General features: G+C 64.7%; 16 protein-coding genes and 1 tRNA gene. 10 read left to right on the top strand and 7 right to left on the bottom strand.

The features are described from left to right. Positions 1-9: 9 nt before the first annotated feature. Positions 10-2,520: an acyl-CoA dehydrogenase gene (locus RP6297_RS02100; protein WP_037027510.1), complete on the bottom strand. Its 2,511-nt coding sequence runs from the start codon at positions 2,518-2,520 to the stop codon at positions 10-12. Between the two features lie 117 nt (positions 2,521-2,637). Beyond that, positions 2,638-3,696, bottom strand: coding sequence for a TetR/AcrR family transcriptional regulator (locus tag RP6297_RS02105; protein WP_037027507.1), 1,059 nt, complete (start codon positions 3,694-3,696; stop codon positions 2,638-2,640). 647 nt (positions 3,697-4,343) lie between these two features. On the opposite strand from RP6297_RS02105, the gene RP6297_RS02110 reads away from it, so the two are divergent. After that, a complete protein-coding gene (locus tag RP6297_RS02110; RefSeq protein ID WP_037028729.1) occupies positions 4,344-6,053 on the top strand; it encodes a DEAD/DEAH box helicase in 1,710 nt (569 codons plus the stop codon). Positions 6,054-6,058: 5 nt separating this feature from the next. Beyond that, the gene (locus tag RP6297_RS02115; protein WP_037028728.1) at positions 6,059-7,093 is read left to right on the top strand and encodes a serine/threonine protein kinase; all 1,035 of its coding nucleotides are present in this window, start codon (positions 6,059-6,061) and stop codon (positions 7,091-7,093) included. 33 nt (positions 7,094-7,126) lie between these two features. Here RP6297_RS02115 and RP6297_RS02120 read toward each other — a convergent pair whose 3' ends face one another. Further along, entirely contained in the window at positions 7,127-8,023 is an 897-nt protein-coding gene (locus tag RP6297_RS02120) for a pirin family protein (protein ID WP_037027504.1), read from the bottom strand. A 150-nt stretch (positions 8,024-8,173) separates the two neighbouring features. Between RP6297_RS02120 and RP6297_RS02125 the strand changes: the two genes are divergently transcribed. From RP6297_RS02125 to RP6297_RS02135, 3 genes are all read left to right on the top strand, one after another. Then, on the top strand, positions 8,174-9,091 hold the full coding sequence (locus RP6297_RS02125; RefSeq protein WP_037027503.1) for a LysR family transcriptional regulator: 918 nt from the start codon (positions 8,174-8,176) through the stop codon (positions 9,089-9,091). Between the two features lie 456 nt (positions 9,092-9,547). Continuing rightward, entirely contained in the window at positions 9,548-10,288 is a 741-nt protein-coding gene (locus tag RP6297_RS02130; protein ID WP_037028727.1) for a response regulator transcription factor, read from the top strand. Between the two features lie 79 nt (positions 10,289-10,367). Then, positions 10,368-10,700, top strand: a complete 333-nt coding sequence (locus RP6297_RS02135; protein ID WP_012761230.1) for a cupin domain-containing protein — start codon at positions 10,368-10,370, stop codon at positions 10,698-10,700. 45 nt (positions 10,701-10,745) lie between these two features. Here the strand turns inward: RP6297_RS02135 and RP6297_RS02140 are convergent, their stop codons facing one another. Continuing rightward, positions 10,746-11,906: an FAD-dependent oxidoreductase gene (locus RP6297_RS02140; RefSeq protein WP_037027500.1), complete on the bottom strand. Its 1,161-nt coding sequence runs from the start codon at positions 11,904-11,906 to the stop codon at positions 10,746-10,748. 121 nt (positions 11,907-12,027) lie between these two features. On the opposite strand from RP6297_RS02140, the gene RP6297_RS02145 reads away from it, so the two are divergent. The 3 genes from RP6297_RS02145 (at position 12,028) to RP6297_RS02155 (ending at position 15,443) form a co-directional block, all read left to right on the top strand. After that, the gene (locus RP6297_RS02145) at positions 12,028-12,951 is read left to right on the top strand and encodes a LysR family transcriptional regulator (RefSeq protein ID WP_004635471.1); all 924 of its coding nucleotides are present in this window, start codon (positions 12,028-12,030) and stop codon (positions 12,949-12,951) included. Positions 12,952-13,090: 139 nt separating this feature from the next. Beyond that, positions 13,091-14,425 (top strand): MFS transporter, encoded by a 1,335-nt coding sequence (locus tag RP6297_RS02150; RefSeq protein WP_037027498.1) that lies wholly within the window; start codon positions 13,091-13,093, stop codon positions 14,423-14,425. Between the two features lie 31 nt (positions 14,426-14,456). Further along, positions 14,457-15,443: a M14 family metallopeptidase gene (locus RP6297_RS02155; protein ID WP_037027497.1), complete on the top strand. Its 987-nt coding sequence runs from the start codon at positions 14,457-14,459 to the stop codon at positions 15,441-15,443. On the opposite strand, the gene RP6297_RS02160 is transcribed toward RP6297_RS02155, so the two are convergent. Then, positions 15,440-16,108 carry a TetR/AcrR family transcriptional regulator gene (locus RP6297_RS02160; protein WP_009239080.1) on the bottom strand — a complete coding sequence of 223 codons (669 nt, stop codon included), beginning with the start codon at positions 16,106-16,108 and terminating at the stop codon, positions 15,440-15,442. The two genes, RP6297_RS02155 and RP6297_RS02160, sit on opposite strands and share 4 nt — an antisense overlap. A gap of 108 nt (positions 16,109-16,216) precedes the next feature. Here RP6297_RS02160 and RP6297_RS02165 point away from each other — a divergent pair, with 108 nt between their 5' ends. Together RP6297_RS02165 and RP6297_RS02170 are read left to right on the top strand one after the other, a co-directional pair. Beyond that, entirely contained in the window at positions 16,217-17,767 is a 1,551-nt protein-coding gene (locus RP6297_RS02165; RefSeq protein WP_037027496.1) for a flavin-containing monooxygenase, read from the top strand. Between the two features lie 23 nt (positions 17,768-17,790). Then, positions 17,791-18,747 (top strand): alpha/beta fold hydrolase, encoded by a 957-nt coding sequence (locus RP6297_RS02170; RefSeq protein WP_037027495.1) that lies wholly within the window; start codon positions 17,791-17,793, stop codon positions 18,745-18,747. Between the two features lie 74 nt (positions 18,748-18,821). Here the strand turns inward: RP6297_RS02170 and RP6297_RS02175 are convergent. Continuing rightward, positions 18,822-18,898, bottom strand: a tRNA-Met gene (locus RP6297_RS02175). Between the two features lie 48 nt (positions 18,899-18,946). Beyond that, a complete protein-coding gene (locus RP6297_RS02180) occupies positions 18,947-20,650 on the bottom strand; it encodes an MFS transporter (RefSeq protein WP_009239059.1) in 1,704 nt (567 codons plus the stop codon). Between the last annotated feature and the right edge of the window lie 103 nt (positions 20,651-20,753).

Below are 20,753 nucleotides of genomic sequence, written 5' to 3' on the forward strand. Positions count from 1 at the left end.
CCCGGACCATCAGGCTGCGCGGCGCTCGGCGGCGTGCAGGGCATCAAGCGCATCCTTGCGACGCTGCAGGTCGGCCATCAGGTTGAAGTCGGGCGGGAAGTCATCCACAGCAACGGCGTGCTCACCGTAGCGCGCGTAGTCGCACAGTTGCTTGCGTTCGCTTTCATAGATGAGGTTCTGTGCGACGGCTTGCGCCGTCCAGGCTTCGAAGTCGGGCAGGCTCTGCGGCACGGGCGGCAGCTTGCCTGCCCGGATGGCCGGTTTCAAGCGTTGCTCGATTGCGTCCACGGCCGGTTGCAGACGGAAGGCCGCCTCGCCATAGGCGATCGGGTCGACTTCGGGCGTCGGGCAGTACGAGTCGGCAAGCAGCCGATCGCGGACAGCGCCCGGCGTTTGCATCAGCTCGGCGACCTGCGCGGCCAGCGCATCCGACGGCTTGCGATACGGCGTACCGAACGGGAAGATCAGCGCGCGCAGTAGCGCCGCGATGCCTGCGTTCGGGAAGTTGGCCAGCACACCGTCGAGCGCATCGTGTGCCTTCACCAGCGCGTCCTGCACCGACCAGTGCACGAGCGACGTGTCTTCGGCGGGGCGGCCTTCATCTTCAAAGCGCTTGAGCGTGGACGAGATCAGGTACATCTGCGAAAGGATGTCGCCAAGCCGCCCCGTGATGCTCTCGCGGCGCTTGAGCGTACCGCCCAGCGTAAACATCGACACATCGGACAGCAGCGCCAGCGCAGTCGAGAAGCGGTTCACGGCCCGGTAGTAGCGCTGCATTTCCGGTGCGGCATTGCCCGGCGCGCTTGTGACGCGGCCACCGGAGAGCGCATGCAGGAAGGCGCGCACCACGTTGCCCGCGATGAATGCGCCGTGGCCGAACAGCGCCGTATCGAACGCACGCAGCGTCTCGGGTGAATCGGCGCCTTGTGCGGCGGTCATCTCGCGCAGCACATACGGATGGCAACGGATCACGCCCTGCCCGAAGATGATCAGGCAGCGCGTCATGATGTTCGCGCCTTCCACCGTGATGGCAATCGGCACCTGCTGGTATGCACGCGCCAGGAAGTTGTTCGGGCCCATGCAGATGCCCTTGCCGCCCACGATGTCCATCGCATCGGTGACCACATCGCGCGCACGTTCGGTGACGTGGTATTTGGCAATGGCGGAGATGACTGAAGGCTTTTCGCCCAGGTCGACGGCCAACGCGGACAGACGCCGCGCCGAGTCCATCATGTACAGATTGCCGCCCATGCGGCCAAGCGCTTCCTGAATGCCCTCGAACTTGCCGATGGGCGTACGGAACTGGCGACGCACGGCGGCGTACGCGCCGGTGCTGCGCACGGCCAGCTTGGCCATGCCCACGTTCGACGAAGGCAGCGAGATGGCGCGGCCGGCTGCCAGGCATTCCATCAGCATGCGCCAGCCACGGCCGACCTGTGCCCGGCCGCCGATCACCCAGTCGATGGGGATGAACACATCCTTGCCCCAATTGGGGCCGTTCTGGAACACCGCATTGAGTGGCCAATGGCGGCGGCCGATGTTCACGCCCGGATGCTTGGTCGGGATGAGCGCGCACGTGATGCCGGGTTCCTTGTCGGCACCGAGCAAGCCATCCGGATCGACTGCACGGAAGGCCAGTCCCAGCACCGTCGCGATGGGGCCGAGCGTGATGTAGCGCTTGCTCCATGTCACGCGAAAGCCAAGGGTCTCGCGGCCTTCGTGCATGCCGCGGCAGACCACGCCCACATCGGGAATGGCGGCGGCATCGGAGCCGGCATACGCGTTGGTCAGCGCAAAGCAGGGGATTTCTTCCCCGCGTGCGAGGCGCGGCAGGTAATGGTCCTTTTGCGCTTCGGTGCCGTAGTGCAGAAGCAGCTCGGCGGGGCCCAGAGAGTTGGGCACCATGACCGACACGGCTGCAGCGGAGCAGCGCGTCGACAGCTTCATGATGACCTGCGAGTGCGCATACGCCGAGAAGCCCTTGCCGCCGTATTCCTTCGGGATGATCATGCCGAGGAAGCCCGCGCGCTTGGCATAAGCCCACGCCTCGGGCGACAGGTCTTGCCAGATCTGCGTACTTTCCCAATCGTTGGCAAGGTCGCAAAGCTTTTCAGTTTCGACGTCGAGGAAGGATTGCTCTTCCGCCGACAGACTGGGCGGCGGGGAAGACAGCAAACGCGACCAGTTCGGCCGGCCGGAGAACAATTCGGCATCCCACCAGACCGTGCCGGCTTCAATGGCGTCGCGCTCCGTCTGCGACATCTCCGGCATGATCTTGCGGAACATCGCCAGCACCGGGCGCGTGATGAGTGCCCGGCGCAACGGCTTGACCGCAAGCACCAGCGCGGGCAGCACAAAGACGATGGCGAGCACCGTTGTCATCACCGGGCCGACGAGGCCCAGCCAAGCACCGGCGACCAGCCACACCGCCGTTGCGATCAACCAGGCGAATGCCGAGGCTTCCATGCTGGCGAGAGCGAGCGCGCCGATGCAAAGCAGGACGATCCAGATCGTCGTCATGAGGGTCTCCATTCGATGCGTTGATGTGCCGGCTGTCTCGAACATGCGGCGGCACCTGCCGAACACCGGAGCGACTCCCGTGCCTGCACACGGGAGTGCCGCGCGGCGCCCGCGTTGTCAGGCGTTGGGGCTGCGCCAGGGCCGCATCGGGTTGGCCGGGAAGATGGCGCGTGCGGCGTTGCTCCGGCGAATCGCCAATGCCCGTGTGCGCGCCGAGGGCGCGGGGCCGTCGCTATCGGTACCGTGGTGATCGTCGTGCTCGTCGGCGCTGAGGTCGTCGTGGTCGTCCGCGGCATCGTCTGCGCTGGCGCGAGAACCCGGCGTGCGGCCGAACAAATCGCCGGCGAAGGGCGAGGCCGTGGCAGGCGTCGCGCTGCGTTCGGTGATGCGGCCATTGCCGTGCCCGGCGTGGCGGCCCGAGCCGCCGTGGCCGCTGTCGTTGCCGTTGGAGGCGTCGTCTGCTTGCGCGACCGGCGTGGGCACCTGTGCTTCGGCCAGTTCGACGACCTGGTCGAGCGCGCCGGCCTCGCCCGGCAGCGGGGCGTTGAGCGTGGCCACCACCAGCGCCGTCAGGCGTGCCAGGAGTGAGGCATCGTTCATCGGCTTGCCCTGCGTGAACAGCGGCAGCAGATTGTTGAGGTCGTCCCCCGCCAGCACGCCGGCGAGTGCCTTGAGCGCAAAGTGCAGGCGCCAGCCCAGTTCTGCCCGCGGCAGGTGTGGCAGCGCGCGCGAGAAGGCTTCGAAAAAGCGATCGAACACCGGCGCATAGTGACCGAGCAGATAGTTCTGCACGAACGGCGAAGTATCGGAATACACCCGCCCCATCAGCCGCAGGAACGCAGGCCCGCCGGTGTCAGGGTTGCGCGCCATCTGCAGAGCCGGCACGAACAGCGCGCCGAGCACGTGGTCGCAGGTCAGCTGCTCTTTCGTCCAGCGTTCTTCGCACGCATCCAGCAGCGCCAGCCGGCGCGTGTTGAGCGGGTCGAGACGGCGCCCCAGCACCGACTGCATCAACGCTTCCTTGCTGCCGAAGTGATAATTGACTGCCGCCAGATTGACCTTGGCGCGTGCCGTGATCTGCCGCAACGACATCGCCTCGTAGCCGAACTCGATGAACAGCAGTTCGGTGGCTTCCAGAATGCGGCCCTTGGTGTCTCCTGCTCCAGGACGTCCCATGTCTCCTACCTCGTTTTTTTAAGCCTGATATCGGCCTCGATTGCTGCGGTGCAGCGCTCGAACGTACGATTCAAACATGTGTATGGGGTTGCCCGGGCATGTTAGGAACAGACGTTTGAAAACGCCAAGCGCCCAATTCGAGCAAGCACTCTAGACCGGAAGAGCTTGCCCAACCAATGTATGAAACACGTGGCCCGGAAAGTGAGTGAGCGCAAACATGAGAAAGCTCAACCAGGCTCGCACCCGATGAGCGGGTCAGCCGGCCGGCCGATGGAGCGAGGTCAGACCGCCGAAAAATGCGGCAGGGTTTTGTGCAGGAGGGGGAGATGGAGCCGCCGTCCTGGACGACCAGCGTCGAGACCTCCACCCACGAATGCCGATCTTCGCGATAGGCGGAAGCGGCGTCCGTCTACAGCCGGAGGCGCATTCCCCGTGCAATTCCGACGGTATGCGTTGAGGGAGCGGCCGGGAATGTGGTGAATACGCCGTGGAGGCCTTGCGGCGGCGGTGGGGTAAACACCATCACCTGTTAAACTAGCGCCCTTCTTGCAGTCCCCGGGGTCCAGTCGCCCCGTCACCTACCCAGGCTTTGTCCACGATTGGCGCACGAACGAATGCGCGGGACACGCCGGTCCAATCGCTTTTCCATGTCGTTTTCCGAACTCGGCTTGTCAGACAAGCTGGTACGTGCCGTGGCCGAACTCGGCTACGCAGAACCCACTCCGATTCAACGCCAGGCCATCCCCGCCATCCTCAAGGGCGGTGACCTGCTCGCCGGTGCACAGACCGGCACCGGCAAGACCGCCGGTTTCACGCTGCCGCTGCTGCACCGCCTGTCGGCATCGCAGCCCAACAAGGTGCAAACGCCGCAGGGCATGCGCTTTCCGATCCGCGCGCTGGTGCTGACGCCCACGCGTGAGCTTGCCGCGCAGGTGGAAGAAAGCGTGCGCGCCTATGGCAAATACCTGCCGCTGAAGTCGATGGTGATGTTCGGCGGCGTCGGCATCAACCCGCAGATCGATGCACTCAAGCGCGGGGTCGATATCGTTGTGGCCACGCCGGGCCGCCTGCTGGACCATGTCGGCCAGCGCACCATCGATCTGTCCCACATTGAACTGCTGGTGCTGGACGAAGCCGATCGCATGCTGGACATGGGCTTCATCCACGACATCCGCAAGATCCTCAACATCCTCCCGCCGAAGCGACAGAACCTGCTGTTCTCGGCAACGTTCTCCGACGACATTCGCGAACTGGCCGATCGCCTGCTGGACAAGCCGGCGCTGATCGAAGTCGCGCGCCGCAACACGACCGCCGAAACAGTCGAACAACGCATCTACCCGGTCGACCGAGAGCGCAAGCGCGAACTGCTGGCCAAGCTCGTGCGCGACAACGACTGGCACCAGGTGCTGGTCTTCACGCGCACCAAGCACGGCGCGAACCGCCTGGCCGAGCAGCTCACGCGCGACGGCATTCCCGCGCTGGCCATCCACGGCAACAAGAGCCAATCGGCGCGCACGCGTGCGCTGACGGAGTTCAAGGCCGGGACGCTGCGGGTGCTGGTTGCAACCGACATCGCCGCCCGTGGTATCGACATCGACCAACTGCCGCACGTGGTCAACTTCGACCTGCCGAACGTGCCGGAAGACTACGTGCACCGTATCGGCCGCACGGGCCGCGCCGGCGCGCAAGGCGAGGCGATTTCGCTGGTCTGCGTGGACGAGCATGGCTTGCTGCGCGACATCGAGCGCCTCATCAAGCGCGAACTGCCGCGTACCGTGCTGGAAGGTTTCGAGCCGGACCCGTCCATCGCGGCGGAGCCGATTCCGAACGGGCGCAACTCCGCGGGCCGTGGTGGCAACGCGCGCGGTGGCCGCCCGGGCGGTGGGCGCAGCCAGCAGCCGCGCCAGGCCAGCGGCAACGCTGCGCCGCGCGAGCCGCGGGCTCCGCGTGAGCCTCGTGCGCCGCGTCGCGAGTCGAGCGGTAACGGTCAGGGCCAGGGTCAGAACCAAGGTCAAGGCCAAGGCCAAGGCCAAGGCCAAGGCCGCAATGGTGCCGGCAGCCGCCAGCGTCAGGCGCAAGGTCAACGCGACGGCCAGGCGGCGCCGAAGTCGCGCAATGGCCACGGTGCCGGCAACGGCAACGGCAACGGCAACGGCCAATCGCAGGCGCGCGGCCAGCGCCAGGGCAACGGTCAAGGCCAGGGCCAAGGCAATGGACAAGGCGGGCAGGGCGGTCAACAACGCCGTGCATCGAACACGCAAGCTGCGCAGCCCGCCCATAAGGCACAGCCGGCCAAGCAGCCGTTCAACGGTTTGTTCGCCAAGGCGGCTGCGTTGCTCGGCGGCCGTAAAGCCTGACGTTGATGCACGACGACGGCCCCCCCGCATCAGTTGACGCGCCCTACGACGGCCTGACGCCTGACAGCATCCTGGATGCGCTGGCGGAGGTCGGGCTGATGCCGGACGGCCGCATGTTCGCGCTCAACAGCTACGAAAACCGCGTGTACCAGGCCGGCGTGGAAGATGGCGCGCCGGTGGTGGTCAAGTTCTACCGCCCGGGCCGCTGGACCGATGCGCAGATCGTCGAGGAACACGCCTTCACGGCAGAACTCGCAGCGGCGGAGATCCCCGTGGTCGCGCCGCTGGAAATCGACGGCCGCACGCTGCACGCGTTCGAGCGTTGGCACTTCGCGGTCTTCCCGCGTTGCGCAGGCCGCGTGCCGGCCATCGACCAGGACCACACGCTTGAGTGGATGGGCCGCTTCCTTGGCCGCATCCACGTCGTGGGTGCGCGGCGGCCGTTCGTGGCCAGGCCCGCACTCGACATCGACACCTTCGGCGTGCAATCGCGCGACTGGCTGCTCGAACACGATTTCATCCCGCCCGATTTGTTGCCGGCTTGGCGCAGCGTGGCTGACGCCGCACTCGACGGCGTGCGCCGCTGCTACGACCGCGCGGGCGACGTTTCATTGCTGCGCCTGCACGGCGATTGCCACGCCTCGAACGTGCTCTGGATCGAAGAGGCCGACGCCAAGCAGGGCGATCCACTGCGCAGCGCCGGTCCGCATTTCGTCGACTTTGACGACAGCCGCACCGGCCCGGCCGTGCAGGATCTGTGGATGCTGCTCTCGGGCGATCGCGCGTCGATGCAATCGCAGCTCGCCAGCCTGCTGGCCGGGTACGAGGACTTCTGCGAATTCGACACGCGCGAACTGTATCTGGTCGAAGCGCTGCGCACGCTGCGCTTGCTGCACTACAGCGCCTGGTTGGCGCGTCGCTGGAACGATCCGGCGTTTCCTGCAGCGTTTCCGTGGTTCAACACGCAACGCTACTGGCAGGACCGGGTGTTGGAGTTGCGCGAGCAGATCGCGCTGTTGGACGAACCGCCGCTCTGGTGAAACCGAGCGGCGGTTTTTCTTTGAGGCTTGGGCTTAGGCGAACTTGCCGGCCTGGAAGTCCCGCACGGCCTGGAAGATCTCTTCTTGCGTGTTCATCACGAACGGGCCGTATTGCGCGATCGACTCGTTCAGCGGTTTGCCGGCCACCAGCAACACACGCGCCTCAGCGTCGCCTGCACGGATCACTACCCCGTCACTGCCTTCCGTGTTGGCGAGGATGGCCATCTGCTTGTCTTCCACGCGCTGCAGCCCCGCGTCGCCAGACGCTTCGGCGTCACCGACCAGCGCGCTGCCACGGAACACGTAGACGAACGCGTTGTGTCCGGCCGGCAGCGCCTGCGCAAACGACGTCCCCGCCGGCAGCGTGATGTCCAGATACAGCGGCTGCGTTGCTTCACGCGTCATCGCACCTTGCACGCCGTGCGATTCTCCCGCGATCACACGCACGGCCACGCTGTCTTCCGTTGTGAACTCGGGAATCTCGTTCGACGGAATGTCGCGGTACCACGGTGTTGTCATCTTGTCGCGGGCAGGCAGGTTCAACCACAGCTGGAAGCCTTCCATCACGCCGTCCTCCTGTTCCGGCATTTCCGAGTGCACGACGCCGCTGCCGGCCGTCATCCACTGTACGCCGCCGTGTTGCAGGAGGCCTTCGTGGCCCGCACTGTCGCGGTGGCGCATGCGGCCCGCGATCATGTATGTCACCGTTTCAAAGCCGCGGTGCGGGTGATCGGGAAAGCCGGCCAGATAGTCGTTCGGGTCGTCACTGCGAAACGCGTCCAGCATCAGGAACGGATCGAGCCGGCGTTGCAGGTTGTTCGTCAGCACGCGGGTGAGCTTCACGCCCGCGCCGTCCGAGGTGGGGCGGCCCGTGATAACGCGCTCGACGAGGCGGGCACGTTGCACTTGCGGTTGCACGAGGGTTTCCATGTGGTTCTCCTGAAATTGGGCATTTGTCACACGCCAAATGTAGGGTGGTTGCCTCGTTTGCACTAGTCGGTTATGGTGGGAAAAAATGTTGCTCTCGGTGAGACAATCGCACTACCAAGCCGGCGCGCATCACGATAAGAGGAGGAAACTATGGATCTGAACCAATTGGCGCTGTTCGTGCGCGTGGTCGAAGCGGGGAGCTTCACGGCAGCGGCAACGCGGCTGGATCTGCCCAAATCGTCCGTCAGCCGGGGCATTGCGGCGCTTGAACAGGATTTGAACGTGCGACTGTTACAGCGCACGACGCGCACGCTGCATTTGACCGACGCGGGCCAGAGCCTGTATCAGGTGGCGTCGCATGCATTGGAAGACATCGAACGCGCCACCACCTGCGCCGGCGAGCTGCAGGACTTGCCGCGCGGCAAGGTGCGGATCACGTCTTCCGAAGACGTCGGCCGCCTGCTGGTGGCGCCGGTGGCGGCGCGCTTCATGCAGCAGTATCCGGAAATCGATCTGGACGTGGTGCTGACGCCGCGCAACGTCGATCTCGTGCAGGAAGGTTTCGACCTCGCTGTCCGCGTTGGACGCCTAGCCGATAGTTCGCTGGTCGCGCGGTCGCTGGGCGTGTTGCGCATCGGCCTGTTCGCCTCGCCCGATTACCTGCAGCGCCGCGGTGCGCCGGACACCGTACAAGGGCTGGCCGACCATTGCTGCCTCGATTTTCGCGGCACCGGCCGCGGCGAAACGCAATGGCGCCTCGTCGGCCCCAATGGCCTGAAAACCGTGGCCGTGCGCGCGCGCCTGAATGCCGACAGCCTGATCTACCTGGAAACGTTGATAGCGTCGGGCGCCGGGATCGGCCCCCTCCCGCTGTACGCGAGTGCCGTCGCGCGCGCCAACGCGCCGCTGCCACGCTTGGTGCGCGTGCTGCCCGACTATGCGACCAGCGGTGAGCCGATCAACCTCGTCACACCCTCTGCTCGGTTCGTTCCCAGGCGCGTTCGCTTGCTGATCGACATGCTGACCGAGTCGATTCGGCAGGAGTTGGAAAACGCAGATCCCACCTGAAGTGTCGCGGAATAGAAGCTGCCGACGTTAAATGTTGTCACGACTGCGCCCGCTGCACGTTTCGCAAGGCACCATGCGATCCACGTGTGCCGGACCAGTACGTCTGACCCTCCATGACGTCACCCCCGTAAGCGTTGCAGTGCTTCCCCCCGGTGCGCTGCGATGTGTCTGGCACATGCGACCCTTGGGTGTTTCTGATCCCGTCACACTGTTGTGGGAAGCACCGCCGCCCGGACATCATCGTCCGGGCTTTTTTTTTTGCCGATTCACGAATGCTTGTCGCACGGTGTTTAACGGCCTTCACAAATTAGGACTCTTCTCATGGTTCGTAGCAAACCTCGCCATGAAAATTGCTGCCACGTAACACATGCAACGGAATGCGCCGAACGCGCTTGAATAAGCGCCATCAATTCCGCACCCGCCGCGACGCATGTGCGAATTTTCATGGAGTCGAACATGCGTATCGCCTTGCTTGAAGACGATCCCTTCCAAAGCGAAGTCATCGTCCAGATCCTGTCCCAGTCCGGCCACGACGTGGTGACCTACACCGACGGTGCGACCTTGCTGCGCATGCTGGGCCGATCGTCGTACGACATGCTGATCCTCGACTGGCATACGCCTGGCATGCTCGGGATCGACGTACTGAGCGTCGTGCGCAGCCGCCATAAAGAAGTATTGCCGGTGCTCTTTGTCACGGCCGAAGAAGGCGAGAAAAGCCTTGTGCGCGCCCTCACGCACGGCGCGGATGACTACATCGCCAAGCCGTTCCGCATTGCCGAGCTGCGTGCGCGCGTCGACGCGCTGCTGCGCCGTGCCTATCCCATTCCGTATGGTCGTCTGCCATTCGCCGTAGGGCCGTACCACTTCAACACGCAGCGCCAACAGATCACCCTGCACGGCGAACCCGTTACGCTGACGGGCATCGAGTTCCAGCTGGCGCTGCTGTTGTTCTCGAACGTGGGCCGCACGCTGTCGCGCGACCACATCTTCGGGCAGGTGTGGGGCCGCAATTCATCGGAATACACGCGCACGATCGATAGCCATGTGTCGCGCATCCGCATGAAACTGAATATCGAGCCGGTGAACGAGGTGCGCCTGGTGGCGGTGTACAAGCACGGCTATCGCGTCGACCATCTCAAACCGGCGGACGACATGAATGCGCTGTCCGAGATGGATATCGCATCGTATGACGCTTAAGCCCGAGCCCATCGGCGCGCAGTGAGGGTGCCCCTCCAGCAATGGAATGGGGCGCCCTTATTGTTATTCATCGGCTGTTATGCTCGGGGTTTCTCTTTCTCTGGGCGAGGCCGGCGTGCCGTTTTTCAATCTCAATGCAGAGGCCGAAGCGCTGCCGCGCGCATGGTCGTCTCGCGTGCTGGAGCGTTTTGGTAGCGCCAATTTCAAGGTGCTGCGCATGGATGGCACGTCGTATCCCAACGAGGTGCACGACTATGCCGAAGGGCTGCTGGTCATCGATGGGCAACTGCGCCTGCGCACCGGCGACGAAGCGGTGACGGTCTCGCGCGGCGAGCTGTATGTGGTGCCTGCCGGCGTGCCGCACAGCGTAGATGCCGGCAGCGCCGGCACGCTGGTTATTCTGGACGTGTAAGCGGAGCGTCTTCCGCCTCTGCAAGCTGCTTGATCCGCTGCAGCATCATCCGGCATCGCGCGCGGGCGGCTCTGCCAAGCTCCGTTTCATCAGCCAGGCGACACCGGGTATGCGCAAGCCGGTGGCAAACACCACGTCTCGCATCCAACCGCTGTATTGCGCCTGGAAGCATGGCGTGAGCGCTCGGCTCAGTGTCTGATAGGCCTGCACGGTGCGCAGGCGACGGGCGTGGTAGGCGAGCGCGCCATCGGCGGCACCATGGACTTGCACGCATGCCGCTAGTGCGAGTGCATCTTGCGCGGCCAGCGTGGTCCCCAGGCCGAGTTGCGGGCTCATGGCGTGCGCGGCATCGCCGATGATGCAGTAGGGCGGTTTGGCCAACGCGCGCGGCCATGTGTGTCGATAGACGGCAAACGGCATATCGTCGTGCGAGCCGATCTGCTCGACCATGGGCGCGGCTTGCGGCCATAGGCTGAGGACATGCGCCTTCCACTGTGTGATGTCGGTCTGGCGCCAGGCATCGACGGCATCGCTGGGCAGGCTCCAGAACATCGATAGGCGCGTGCGGCTGCCATCCACGTCGGTGGGTAGCAGGCCCATCATCTCGCGCGTGCCGCGAAAGCGCTGCTGCAGCACGCGCGGGTTCCAGCCCTCCACCCATCCTTGGAACCACAGCGTGCCCCATCGATAGGTACTTGACGGGCCGGCCAGGCCTGCGGACTCACGCAGGGCTGACGCCGCGCCATCGGCAATTACAAACAGATCGAAGACTGATTCGCCCTGCGTGTGCACGACTTGCGCGCGTGGTCCATCAACAAGCAACTGCTGGATCGCGCAACCAAAGTGGAATGTTGCGCCCGCATGCAAGGCGGCGTCGTACAGCATGGACGACAGCGCATGCCGCGTGACGGCGCGGCCGGGCGTCTCGGCGTAGTCAATGTCGAGCAGACGCCAGCCGCGATGGCTCAGGCCGATCAGTCGATCGATCGGCGCGCCGATGCCCTCAAGCTCGCGGCCCACACCGAGCGCTTCCAGCGCGCGGATGCCCTGCGGCTGGATCAGCAGGCCCGCGCCCATGGCGGTCAACTGCGGGTGCTTTTCGAAAACGTGCACGTCGTGCCCCTGGCGGGCAAACGCGATGGCGGCGGCGAGGCCGGCGTTACCGGCGCCGGCAATGCCGATGGACAGCGGGCGGGGTGCGGTCATGAAGGCGTGGCGGATCCTTTGCTCAAGATGATAACGATACGGCACGCACGTGAAGGCTGTTCGCGCAGGCTGCGGAGATAATGCGCAGACCTCCCGCCCACCCCACAAGACCGGACGCGCCATGCAGATCAAATGGCTGGAAGACTTCAAGGAACTGGCCAAGACGCGCAGCTTCAGCCGCGCCGCCGAGAACCGCAACGTCACGCACCCCGCATTCGGCCGCCGGATCAAGGCACTGGAGGAATGGGTGGGCACCGCACTGGTCGAGCGCAGCGAGCATCCCGTCACGCTTACCGCGGCAGGGCGCTTGTTTCTGGATGCGGCCGCCAATGCCGTCGACGGCCTGAACGATGCGCGCTTGCTGCTGCGGGAGGCGCAACTGCCCGTGGCGCTCAGGATCGGCACCGGGCGCACGCTGGCGCGCACGTTCGTCCCCGGCTGGTACGAAACGCTGGCGCGTCAGCGCGGTGTGTTTCCGCTTAGCGTGACGACGGGTGGCACGCAGGAAGGCGTGCTGGCCCTTGCCGATGGCACGGTCGATTTGCTGATCGCCTACGCCAGCCCACAGGCCGATGCGCTGCTCGATCCGCGCAAGTACGACCATTGCCTGCTGGGCAGCGAGACGCTCGTGCCGGTGAGTGCGCCCGACAAGCGCGGCCGCCCGCGCTTCACGCTGCCGGGCTCGGCTGCCGCACCGCTTCCATGGCTGGCCTTTGCGCGTGGGCTGACATTGCGGCAGATGCTCGACAGCCATCTGGCTGCCGCCGATCGGAAGGCGCATCTGCAGCCCGTGTTCCAGGCGGATTTTTACGAAGCGGTGGAAGAGATGGCCCTGCGCGGATTCGGCATGGCGTGGCTGCCGTATCGCCTGGCCAGGCCGCACCTGAACGCGGGTGAACTGCGCCCCGCTGGTGACGACGCCTGGCACATCCACGTCAACATCCGCATGATGCGCGTGCGCAGCAACCAGAGCGCGCTGCTCGACGAGGTGTGGCAACGGGCGGTCGACAACGCCAGCGGTAACGGCCGTAACGATCTCACCTGAGGCGCGTCGCAAAAAGCCCAACCTTGTGCCGAAACGGCACAAGCCGCCTCGGCGCGGCACCTAGACTCCTCCGCAACCTTCGCCCGCCAGCGCCGTTCGGCAAAACAGGCGGATCGGCACAGACCACGGGGAGACAACCATGCCAGCCCACACCCTCAACGCGAGCAGCGCAGGCGCGCGCGCCGCCGACGCACATCGACATCCCGCACCCTGGCGAGCCGTTCTGGCCGCCAGCGTCGGTAACGCGCTCGAATACTACGATTTGCTGATCTACGGCTATTTCGCCATCACCATCGGCAAGCTGTTCTTCCCCACGGGCGATGCGTGGAGTTCGCTGATGCTCTCCGTCGGGACGTTTGGCGTGTCGTTCATCATGCGCCCGCTCGGCTCGATGGTGCTTGGCAGTTATGCAGACCGCGTGGGGCGCAAGGCCGCGCTGACCTGGTCGATCCTGCTGATGATGCTGGGCACGGCGATGATCGCGTTTGCACCGACCTACGCGTCGATCGGTCTGTGGTCGCCGGCCATCGTGATCGTGGCGCGACTGCTGCAGGGCTTTTCGGCCGGCGGAGAATTTGGGTCGGCCACGGCGTTCATGATCGAACACGCCAACGGCAAGCGCATGGGCTACAACGCGAGCTGGCAGGCCGCCACGCAGGGTCTTGCCACATTGCTGGCAGCGGGCTTGAGCGCGTGGATCACCTACGCGCTGCCCACCGCGCAGGTGGAGTCATGGGGCTGGCGCGTGGCGTTTCTGTTCGGCTTGCTGATCGGCCCGATTGGCGTCTACATCCGCCGCCATACGCCTGAAACGCCGGAGTTTTTAACCATGCAGGCGGAAGCGCCGGCTGCGCTGCAAGCGCGCTCGCCGCTGCGTGACACGCTCACGCAAGGTTTGCCAGGGCTGCTGCTGGGCGCGGGCGTGGTCGTGGCTGTCACCGCATTCAACTACGTGCAGAAGGTCTATATGCCGACCTATGCCATCAATCAACTCCACATCGCGACCAGTGCGTCGCTTGTCTGCCCGATGATCACGGGCGCGATGCTGATGGTGATGGCACCGGCGTTCGGCCTGATGGCGGATCGTTTCGGCAGCATCCGCGTGGTGTCGATTGCGATGGTGGTGATTGCGCTGTCGACGTATCCGATGTTTGCCACGCTGGTCGCACAACCGACGTTCTGGACGTTGCTGGTCATGCAGGCGATTGTGGGCGTGCTGTTGGCCGCCATCCTGGCGCCGCTGCCTGCGCTGCTCGCCGATATCTTTCCGACGCGTACGCGCGGCACGGGCCTGGCGCTGAGCTACAACCTGTCGGTGACGATCTTCGGCGGTTTCTCACCGCTGATCGTCACCTGGCTGATCGGTGTCACGCACATCAAGACGTCGCCAAGTTTCTATGTGTTTGCGACCACGCTGATCAGCCTGGCCTCGCTGTGGATGCTGCGCGGGCACGCGCGAGCGCACTTAACCTGAACAGACTTCTCGTCACACCGAAGGATTTCGCATGATGACCCTGGAGGCGCTGCGCGCCACGCTGCCGGTCTACCCGATCGAGTTGCACAAGCCTGATATCCGCCGTTGGAAGACCGGCACACACGGCATTGACTACGTCCATACGTCCGACAGCGGCGTGCCGGGCCCGCACGTCATGATCAACGCGCTCACGCATGGCAATGAGCTGTGCGGCGCGATTGCGGTGGATGCGCTGCTGGCGGCCGGCGTGCGCCCGGCACGTGGCCGGCTCACGCTGTCATTTGCCAACGTCGAGGCGTATGAGCGCTTCGATATCAACGACCCGGATGCCACGCGCTTCATCGACGAAGACCTGAATCGCGTGTGGTCTGCAGACAAGCTTGGTAGCCCCGGCAACTCGCTGGAACTGCGCCGCGCGCGTGAGCTGCGGCCAGTGATCGACACGGTCGATTACCTGCTCGATATTCACTCGATGCATGAGAAGGCCGAGCCGCTGATGCTGACCGGACCGCACGCCAAAGGCGTCGCATTGGGCCGCCTCGTTGGTGCGGCTTCGCATCTGATGATCGATGCCGGCCATGCTGCCGGTCGCCGCTTGCGCGACTACGGCGGCTTCGGCGATGCCGCCAGCCCGAAGAACGCGCTGCTGATCGAATGCGGTCAGCACTTCGAGCGCGTGAGCCGCGATGTGGCGCTGGATGCGTGTGCGCGATTTCTACTGGCGCTGGGTACCGTCGATGCATCCGCAGTATCGGACTGGCTGGCCATGGCGCCTGCGCTGGACGTGCGTTGCATTCGCGTGACGGACCCTGTGGTCGCCCGATCCACGGCGTTCCGTTTTGCGGACGACTATCGCGGCATGGAGATCATCGCGCGCGCCGGCACCGTCATCGCCACCGATGGAGCGCTGCAAATCGTCACGCCGTACGACAACTGCGTGCTGCTGCAGCCATCGCTGCGGCATCTGGCCCCCGGCGTGACCGTGGTTCGACTGGGCAGGCTGGAAGGATCGGCCTAATCGCCCAGCATGGCGCGCAACGTGCCGAGCACGACTTGCCGGCAGTTGCGCACCATTTTCTCTTCAGGATCTCGATAGCCGGTCAGAAGCCACGCCGCCCCCACGTTGGTCAGGGCACCCACGAGTGCCAACCCGAGGATGCGTTGGTCGGCGCGCAGTTCGGCGTCGTCCTCAAGGGGGGCGCCGGGCAGTTCGGCATTCGCCATGATCTGCTTGCCGAACTCCAGCAGGTTGCGCTGGTAGGTCGCGTCGGTCTCCGGGCTCACGCCCATCACTTCCAGCAGCAGTACGCGCGCCGCGCACGGGTCACGCAAGAACGCGAAAAACGCGTGCAGGCCGGCGTCGACACGCGCTTCCAGCGTATTGCCAGCGGCGGCGGTGGCCTCTGAAACCTGCGCGCGCAAGTCTTCGGCATGTTGCTGGTAGGTCGCGCGGAGCAGGGCTTCGGTGCTGTCGAACGCGGCGTAAAAGTACCGGTCGTTGAGCTTCGCTTCCTGACAGATCGCGCGCACGGTGGCCTTGCGAAAGCCCACCGTGCCGAACACGCGCGTCCCAGCGCGAATGAGTGCATCGCGGCGTTCTGCCGCGCGTGCCTCCGGCGCCACACCGCCATACGGGCGGCCTTTCTTCGCGGGCGCGTGTGCTGTTTCAAGTGTTTTCTCCATTTCGCTATTTGACGTCAGGACGCTCGAAAATTAAAGTGGTGACGAATCACACCACATTTAATGCGAAATTTGCCGATCCCGCCCCCGGGGCTGCAACCAGGAGACCGCATGGACACGACGATGGAGCGAAGCGCCAACCCGGGCGTGCCCCGCAATCGGGCAGCCGCACCGGATACCGACGTCGACGTGCTGATCGTCGGTGCGGGCCTCTCGGGCATTGGCGCGGCGTATCACCTGCGCGAGCGCTGCCCGTCGGCGCGTTTCACCATCCTCGAAGGGCGCGAAGCCATCGGCGGCACGTGGGACTTGTTCCGCTATCCGGGCATCCGCTCCGATTCCGACATGTTCACGCTCGGCTACAGCTTCCGACCGTGGCACAGCAGCAAGGCCATCTCCGACGGTCAGACGATCCTCGATTACATCCGAGACACCGCGCGGGTGTTCGGCATCGACAAATCCATCCGTTTCCGCCACAAGGTGACAGGTGCGAGCTGGGATTCCGCCGCCGCGCGCTGGACCGTGCAGGCGCTGCGCAGCGATGGCACGCGCGAGGAACCGGTGCAGTTCACCTGCAAGTTCCTCTACATGTGCAGCGGCTATTACGACTACGAAGAGGGCCACGCCCCGACGTGGCCCGAGATGGACAGGTTCCAGGGCCGCATCGTCCATCCGCAGCATTGGCCGAACGATCTTTCGTATGCGGGAAAGCGTGTGGTGGTGATCGGTAGCGGGGCCACGGCCGTCACGCTTGTGCCCGCGATGGCGGGGGCCGCGCAGCACGTGACGATGCTGCAGCGCTCGCCTACGTACATCGTCTCGCGGCCGGAACGGGATGCCGTGGCCAACACGTTGCGTCGCTGGCTGCCGTCCGGTCTCGCTCACCGGCTGGTGCGCACGAAGAACGTGCTGCTGACGATGTACTTCTACAGCCTCGCGCGTCGCAAGCCGAAGGCATTCAAAGACTTCATCATCCGCATGGCCGGCAAGCAGATCGGCCCCGGGTTCGACGTGCGCAAACACCTCACGCCGCGCTATAACCCGTGGGACCAGCGCCTGTGCCTCGTGCCGGACGGCGATCTGTTCAAGACGATCCGCGCGGGCAAGGCGTCGATTGCGACCGACGAAATCGAACGCTTCACCGCCACCGGCCTGCAGCTCAAGAGCGGCGAGCATCTTGATGCCGACGTGATCGTCACGGCCACGGGGCTCAAGCTGAAGGTATTGGGCGGGGCGGCCATCACCGTCGACGGACGTGCCGTGAATCTGGCAGAAACCGTGTCGTACAAGGGGATGATGTACAGCGGCGTGCCGAACCTGGCGTCGTCATTCGGCTATACGAATGCATCGTGGACGCTCAAGGCTGAGTTGATCGCGCAGTACGTCTGCCGGCTGCTCAACCACATGCAGTCCAACGGCTTCGATACCTGCGTGCCGCGTCTCGATGACGAAGCCATGAGCCGCGAGCCCGCCGTCGATCTGACGTCAGGCTACATCCAGCGCGCGTCGGCCATCCTGCCCAAGCAGGGCGACAAGCAGCCGTGGAAGTCATATCAGAACTACGCGCGCGATCTGATGATGCTCAAGTTCGGCACACTGGCCGACAGTGCCATGCAGTTCGAACGCCGTGCCCAGCCGATCGGCGCGGCGCAGCCCACCTAACCGCCTCCCGCTTTGGGGACACTATGACCAGCATCGTTCTTGGCGTCATCGCGCTTGCCATCCTCGCGCCTGTTGCGTTCACGTTTTTCATCGCTCGCCGCGTCACCAAGGGGTTCCCGCCCGAAGGTCAGTTCATTGATATCGGCGGCGATCGCCTGCACTACATCGATCGGGGCCAAGGCCCTGCCATCGTATTTGTGCACGGCCTGTGCGGAAATCTGCGCAACTTTGCGTACCTGGATATGGACCGGCTGGCGCGCTCGCACCGCGTGATCGTGATCGACCGACCGGGGGCAGGGCGATCCGTGCGCGCTGCGGATTCGCCGGCTAACATCTACGCGCAGGCCCACACGGTCGCGCAGTGCATCGAGCAGCTTGGGCTCGACAAGCCCGTGCTGGTGGGACATTCGCTTGGTGGGGCGATTTCGCTTGCGGTGGGGCTGAACCATCCGCACGTTATCCGCCGGCTCGCGTTGATTGCGCCGCTCACGCACGCAGAAAGCACGCCGCCGGGTGCGTTCAGGGGCTTGGTGTTGACGTCGCCGCTGGTTCGCAGGCTGGTGTCATGGACACTGGCGATCCCGCTGTCGATCATCAATTCCCGCAAGGCCATCGCTGCGGTGTTCGCGCCCGAGGCCATGCCGAAGGATTTCCCGTTCAAGGGAGGCGGCTTGCTGGGGCTGCGTCCGCACGTGTTCTATGCGGCATCGTCGGATCTCGTCGCTGCGCCGGAAGATCTGCCCGACATGGAGCGCCGCTATGCCTCGATGACGGTGCCTGTCGATGTGTTGTACGGCCGCGGAGACCGCATCCTGAACGTCAAGCGCCAGGGCGAAGCGCTCAAGCAGAAGCTCGACCGAGTGAACCTGCGCATCATCGACGGCGGCCATATGCTGCCCGTGACGCAACCGGCGTTGACGACCGATTGGGTGTTGGCGGTGGCCGCTGCGGCGCCGGCGCAAGCAGAATTGCTTGCGTAACGCGACTGCCCTGGCGATGGGCGGGGCGCAGCAGAAAAGCAAAAAGCCCTGCCGAAGCAGGGCTTTTTGGTATTTGGTGGCGAATCAGGGACTCGAACCCCGGACCTGCGGATTATGATTCCGTCGCTCTAACCGACTGAGCTAATTCGCCGAAGAAGCGGGATTCTACCGTCTTCGGCGAATATGTCAACCCCCTGCGTCAGTCGTTGCGATAAATATCCACATCCTTGGTTTCGCGCACGAAGAGCACTCCGATCACGAAGGTGATGGCCGCGATCCAGATCGGGTACCACAAACCGTGATAGATATTGCCGTTCTGGGCCACGAGGGCGAACGAAATGGTCGGCAGCAGGCCCCCAAACCAGCCGTTGCCGATGTGATACGGCAGCGACATCGACGAGTACCGGATGCGCGTCGGGAACATCTCCACCAGCATTGCCGCGATCGGGCCGTAGACCATGGTCACGTAGATCACCAGGATCACCAGGATCACCAGCACCATGATCGTGTTCATCTGGGCGGGATCGGCCTTGGCCGGGTAGTTGGCCGCCTTGAGCGACTCGCTCACCTGCTTCTTGAAGTCGGCGATCTTGGCCTTGCTGTCGGCGTCGAAGTTCTGGCCGTCTGCCGTGCGGGTGGCGTTGAGCGAGGTGATCTGCTTACCCGCGATCGACACCGATGCGACCGTGCCGGCCGGGCCTTCGACCGTCTCGTAGCTGGCCGACGACTGCGCCAGCGTGCGCTTGGCGATGTCGCAAGACGAGCGGAAGTCCACCTCGCGGGCGATCGGGCTGCCCTGGAACGAGCACTCCTTCGGATCGACCGTGATGGTGATCTGCGCGGTCTGCTGGGCGCGTTCCAGCGCCGGGTTGGCGTAGTGCGTGAGCGCCTTGAACAGCGGGAAGTAGGTCACCACCGCCAGCAGGCAGCCGGCCATGATGATCTTCTTGCGACCGATGCGGTCAGAGAGCGAGCCGAAGAACACGAAGAACGGCGTACCGATGGCAAGCGCTACCGCAATCAGCACGTTGGCCGTGAATGCGTCGACCTTCAGCACCTGCGTGAGGAAGAACAGTGCGTAGAACTGGCCCGTGTACCACACCACAGCCTGGCCGGCGGTCAGGCCGAGCAGCGCCAGGATGACGATCTTCAGGTTGCGCCATTGGCCGAACGCTTCTGTCAACGGGGCCTTGGAGGTCTTGCCCTCGGCCTTCATCTTCTGGAATGCCGGCGATTCGCTCATCGACAGGCGGATGTACACCGACGTGGCGAGCAGCAGGATCGAGACCAGGAACGGGATGCGCCAGCCCCAGTCGTCGAACGCCTTGCCGGTCAGTTCGCGCACGGCCAGGATGACGACCAGCGAGAGGAACAGGCCCAACGTAGCCGTCGTCTGGATCCACGATGTGTAGGCACCGCGGCGGCCGTGCGGGGCGTGCTCGGCGACATACGTGGCGGCGCCGCCGTACTCACCGCCCAGCGCCAGACCTTGCAGCATGCGCAGGGCGATCAGGATGACCGGCGCAGCAACGCCAATCGTGCCATACGACGGAAGCAGGCCGACGATGAACGTCGACGTACCCATGATGACGATGGTCACCAGGAACGTGTACTTGCGCCCGATCATGTCGCCCAGGCGGCCGAACACCAGCGCGCCGAACGGGCGCACCAGGAAGCCGGCGGCAAAGGCCAGCAGGGCAAAGATGAAGCCCGCCGTGGGGTCCAGACCCGAGAAGAACTGCTTGGCGATGATGGCCGCCAACGAGCCGTAAAGATAAAAGTCGTACCACTCGAACACCGTCCCCAGCGACGAGGCAAAGATGACCTTCTTCTCCTCCCTCGTCATGGGCGCGGGCTGTACACGCCCGACGGGCGCGTTCGGTGCACTCTGCACGGTTGCCATGTTGTCTCCTGTTTTTTTCGTAGGTCGTCCCGCTGGGCACCGACATGACAACGCAAACGCTTTTCGCCCGCGGAAGTGTCAACAATTGTGGAAGCCGAAACTT

The sequence above is a fragment of the Ralstonia pickettii genome (assembly GCF_016466415.2).
Lineage (GTDB): Bacteria > Pseudomonadota > Gammaproteobacteria > Burkholderiales > Burkholderiaceae > Ralstonia > Ralstonia pickettii.

What these genes read in the sequence shown, in the direction of transcription:
- RP6297_RS02115 (WP_037028728.1), top strand. Translation starts at nt 6,059, where the DNA reads ATGCACGACGACGGCCCCCCCGCATCAGTTGACGCGCCCTACGACGGC.
- RP6297_RS02125 (WP_037027503.1), top strand. Translation starts at nt 8,174, where the DNA reads ATGGATCTGAACCAATTGGCGCTGTTCGTGCGCGTGGTCGAAGCGGGG.
- RP6297_RS02120 (WP_037027504.1), bottom strand. Translation starts at nt 8,023, where the DNA reads ATGGAAACCCTCGTGCAACCGCAAGTGCAACGTGCCCGCCTCGTCGAG.
- RP6297_RS02165 (WP_037027496.1), top strand. Translation starts at nt 16,217, where the DNA reads ATGGACACGACGATGGAGCGAAGCGCCAACCCGGGCGTGCCCCGCAAT.
- RP6297_RS02180 (WP_009239059.1), bottom strand. Translation starts at nt 20,650, where the DNA reads ATGGCAACCGTGCAGAGTGCACCGAACGCGCCCGTCGGGCGTGTACAG.
- RP6297_RS02100 (WP_037027510.1), bottom strand. Translation starts at nt 2,520, where the DNA reads ATGACGACGATCTGGATCGTCCTGCTTTGCATCGGCGCGCTCGCTCTC.
- RP6297_RS02130 (WP_037028727.1), top strand. Translation starts at nt 9,548, where the DNA reads ATGCGTATCGCCTTGCTTGAAGACGATCCCTTCCAAAGCGAAGTCATC.
- RP6297_RS02150 (WP_037027498.1), top strand. Translation starts at nt 13,091, where the DNA reads ATGCCAGCCCACACCCTCAACGCGAGCAGCGCAGGCGCGCGCGCCGCC.
- RP6297_RS02110 (WP_037028729.1), top strand. Translation starts at nt 4,344, where the DNA reads ATGTCGTTTTCCGAACTCGGCTTGTCAGACAAGCTGGTACGTGCCGTG.
- RP6297_RS02170 (WP_037027495.1), top strand. Translation starts at nt 17,791, where the DNA reads ATGACCAGCATCGTTCTTGGCGTCATCGCGCTTGCCATCCTCGCGCCT.
- RP6297_RS02140 (WP_037027500.1), bottom strand. Translation starts at nt 11,906, where the DNA reads ATGACCGCACCCCGCCCGCTGTCCATCGGCATTGCCGGCGCCGGTAAC.
- RP6297_RS02135 (WP_012761230.1), top strand. Translation starts at nt 10,368, where the DNA reads ATGCTCGGGGTTTCTCTTTCTCTGGGCGAGGCCGGCGTGCCGTTTTTC.
- RP6297_RS02155 (WP_037027497.1), top strand. Translation starts at nt 14,457, where the DNA reads ATGATGACCCTGGAGGCGCTGCGCGCCACGCTGCCGGTCTACCCGATC.
- RP6297_RS02105 (WP_037027507.1), bottom strand. Translation starts at nt 3,696, where the DNA reads ATGGGACGTCCTGGAGCAGGAGACACCAAGGGCCGCATTCTGGAAGCC.
- RP6297_RS02160 (WP_009239080.1), bottom strand. Translation starts at nt 16,108, where the DNA reads ATGGAGAAAACACTTGAAACAGCACACGCGCCCGCGAAGAAAGGCCGC.
- RP6297_RS02145 (WP_004635471.1), top strand. Translation starts at nt 12,028, where the DNA reads ATGCAGATCAAATGGCTGGAAGACTTCAAGGAACTGGCCAAGACGCGC.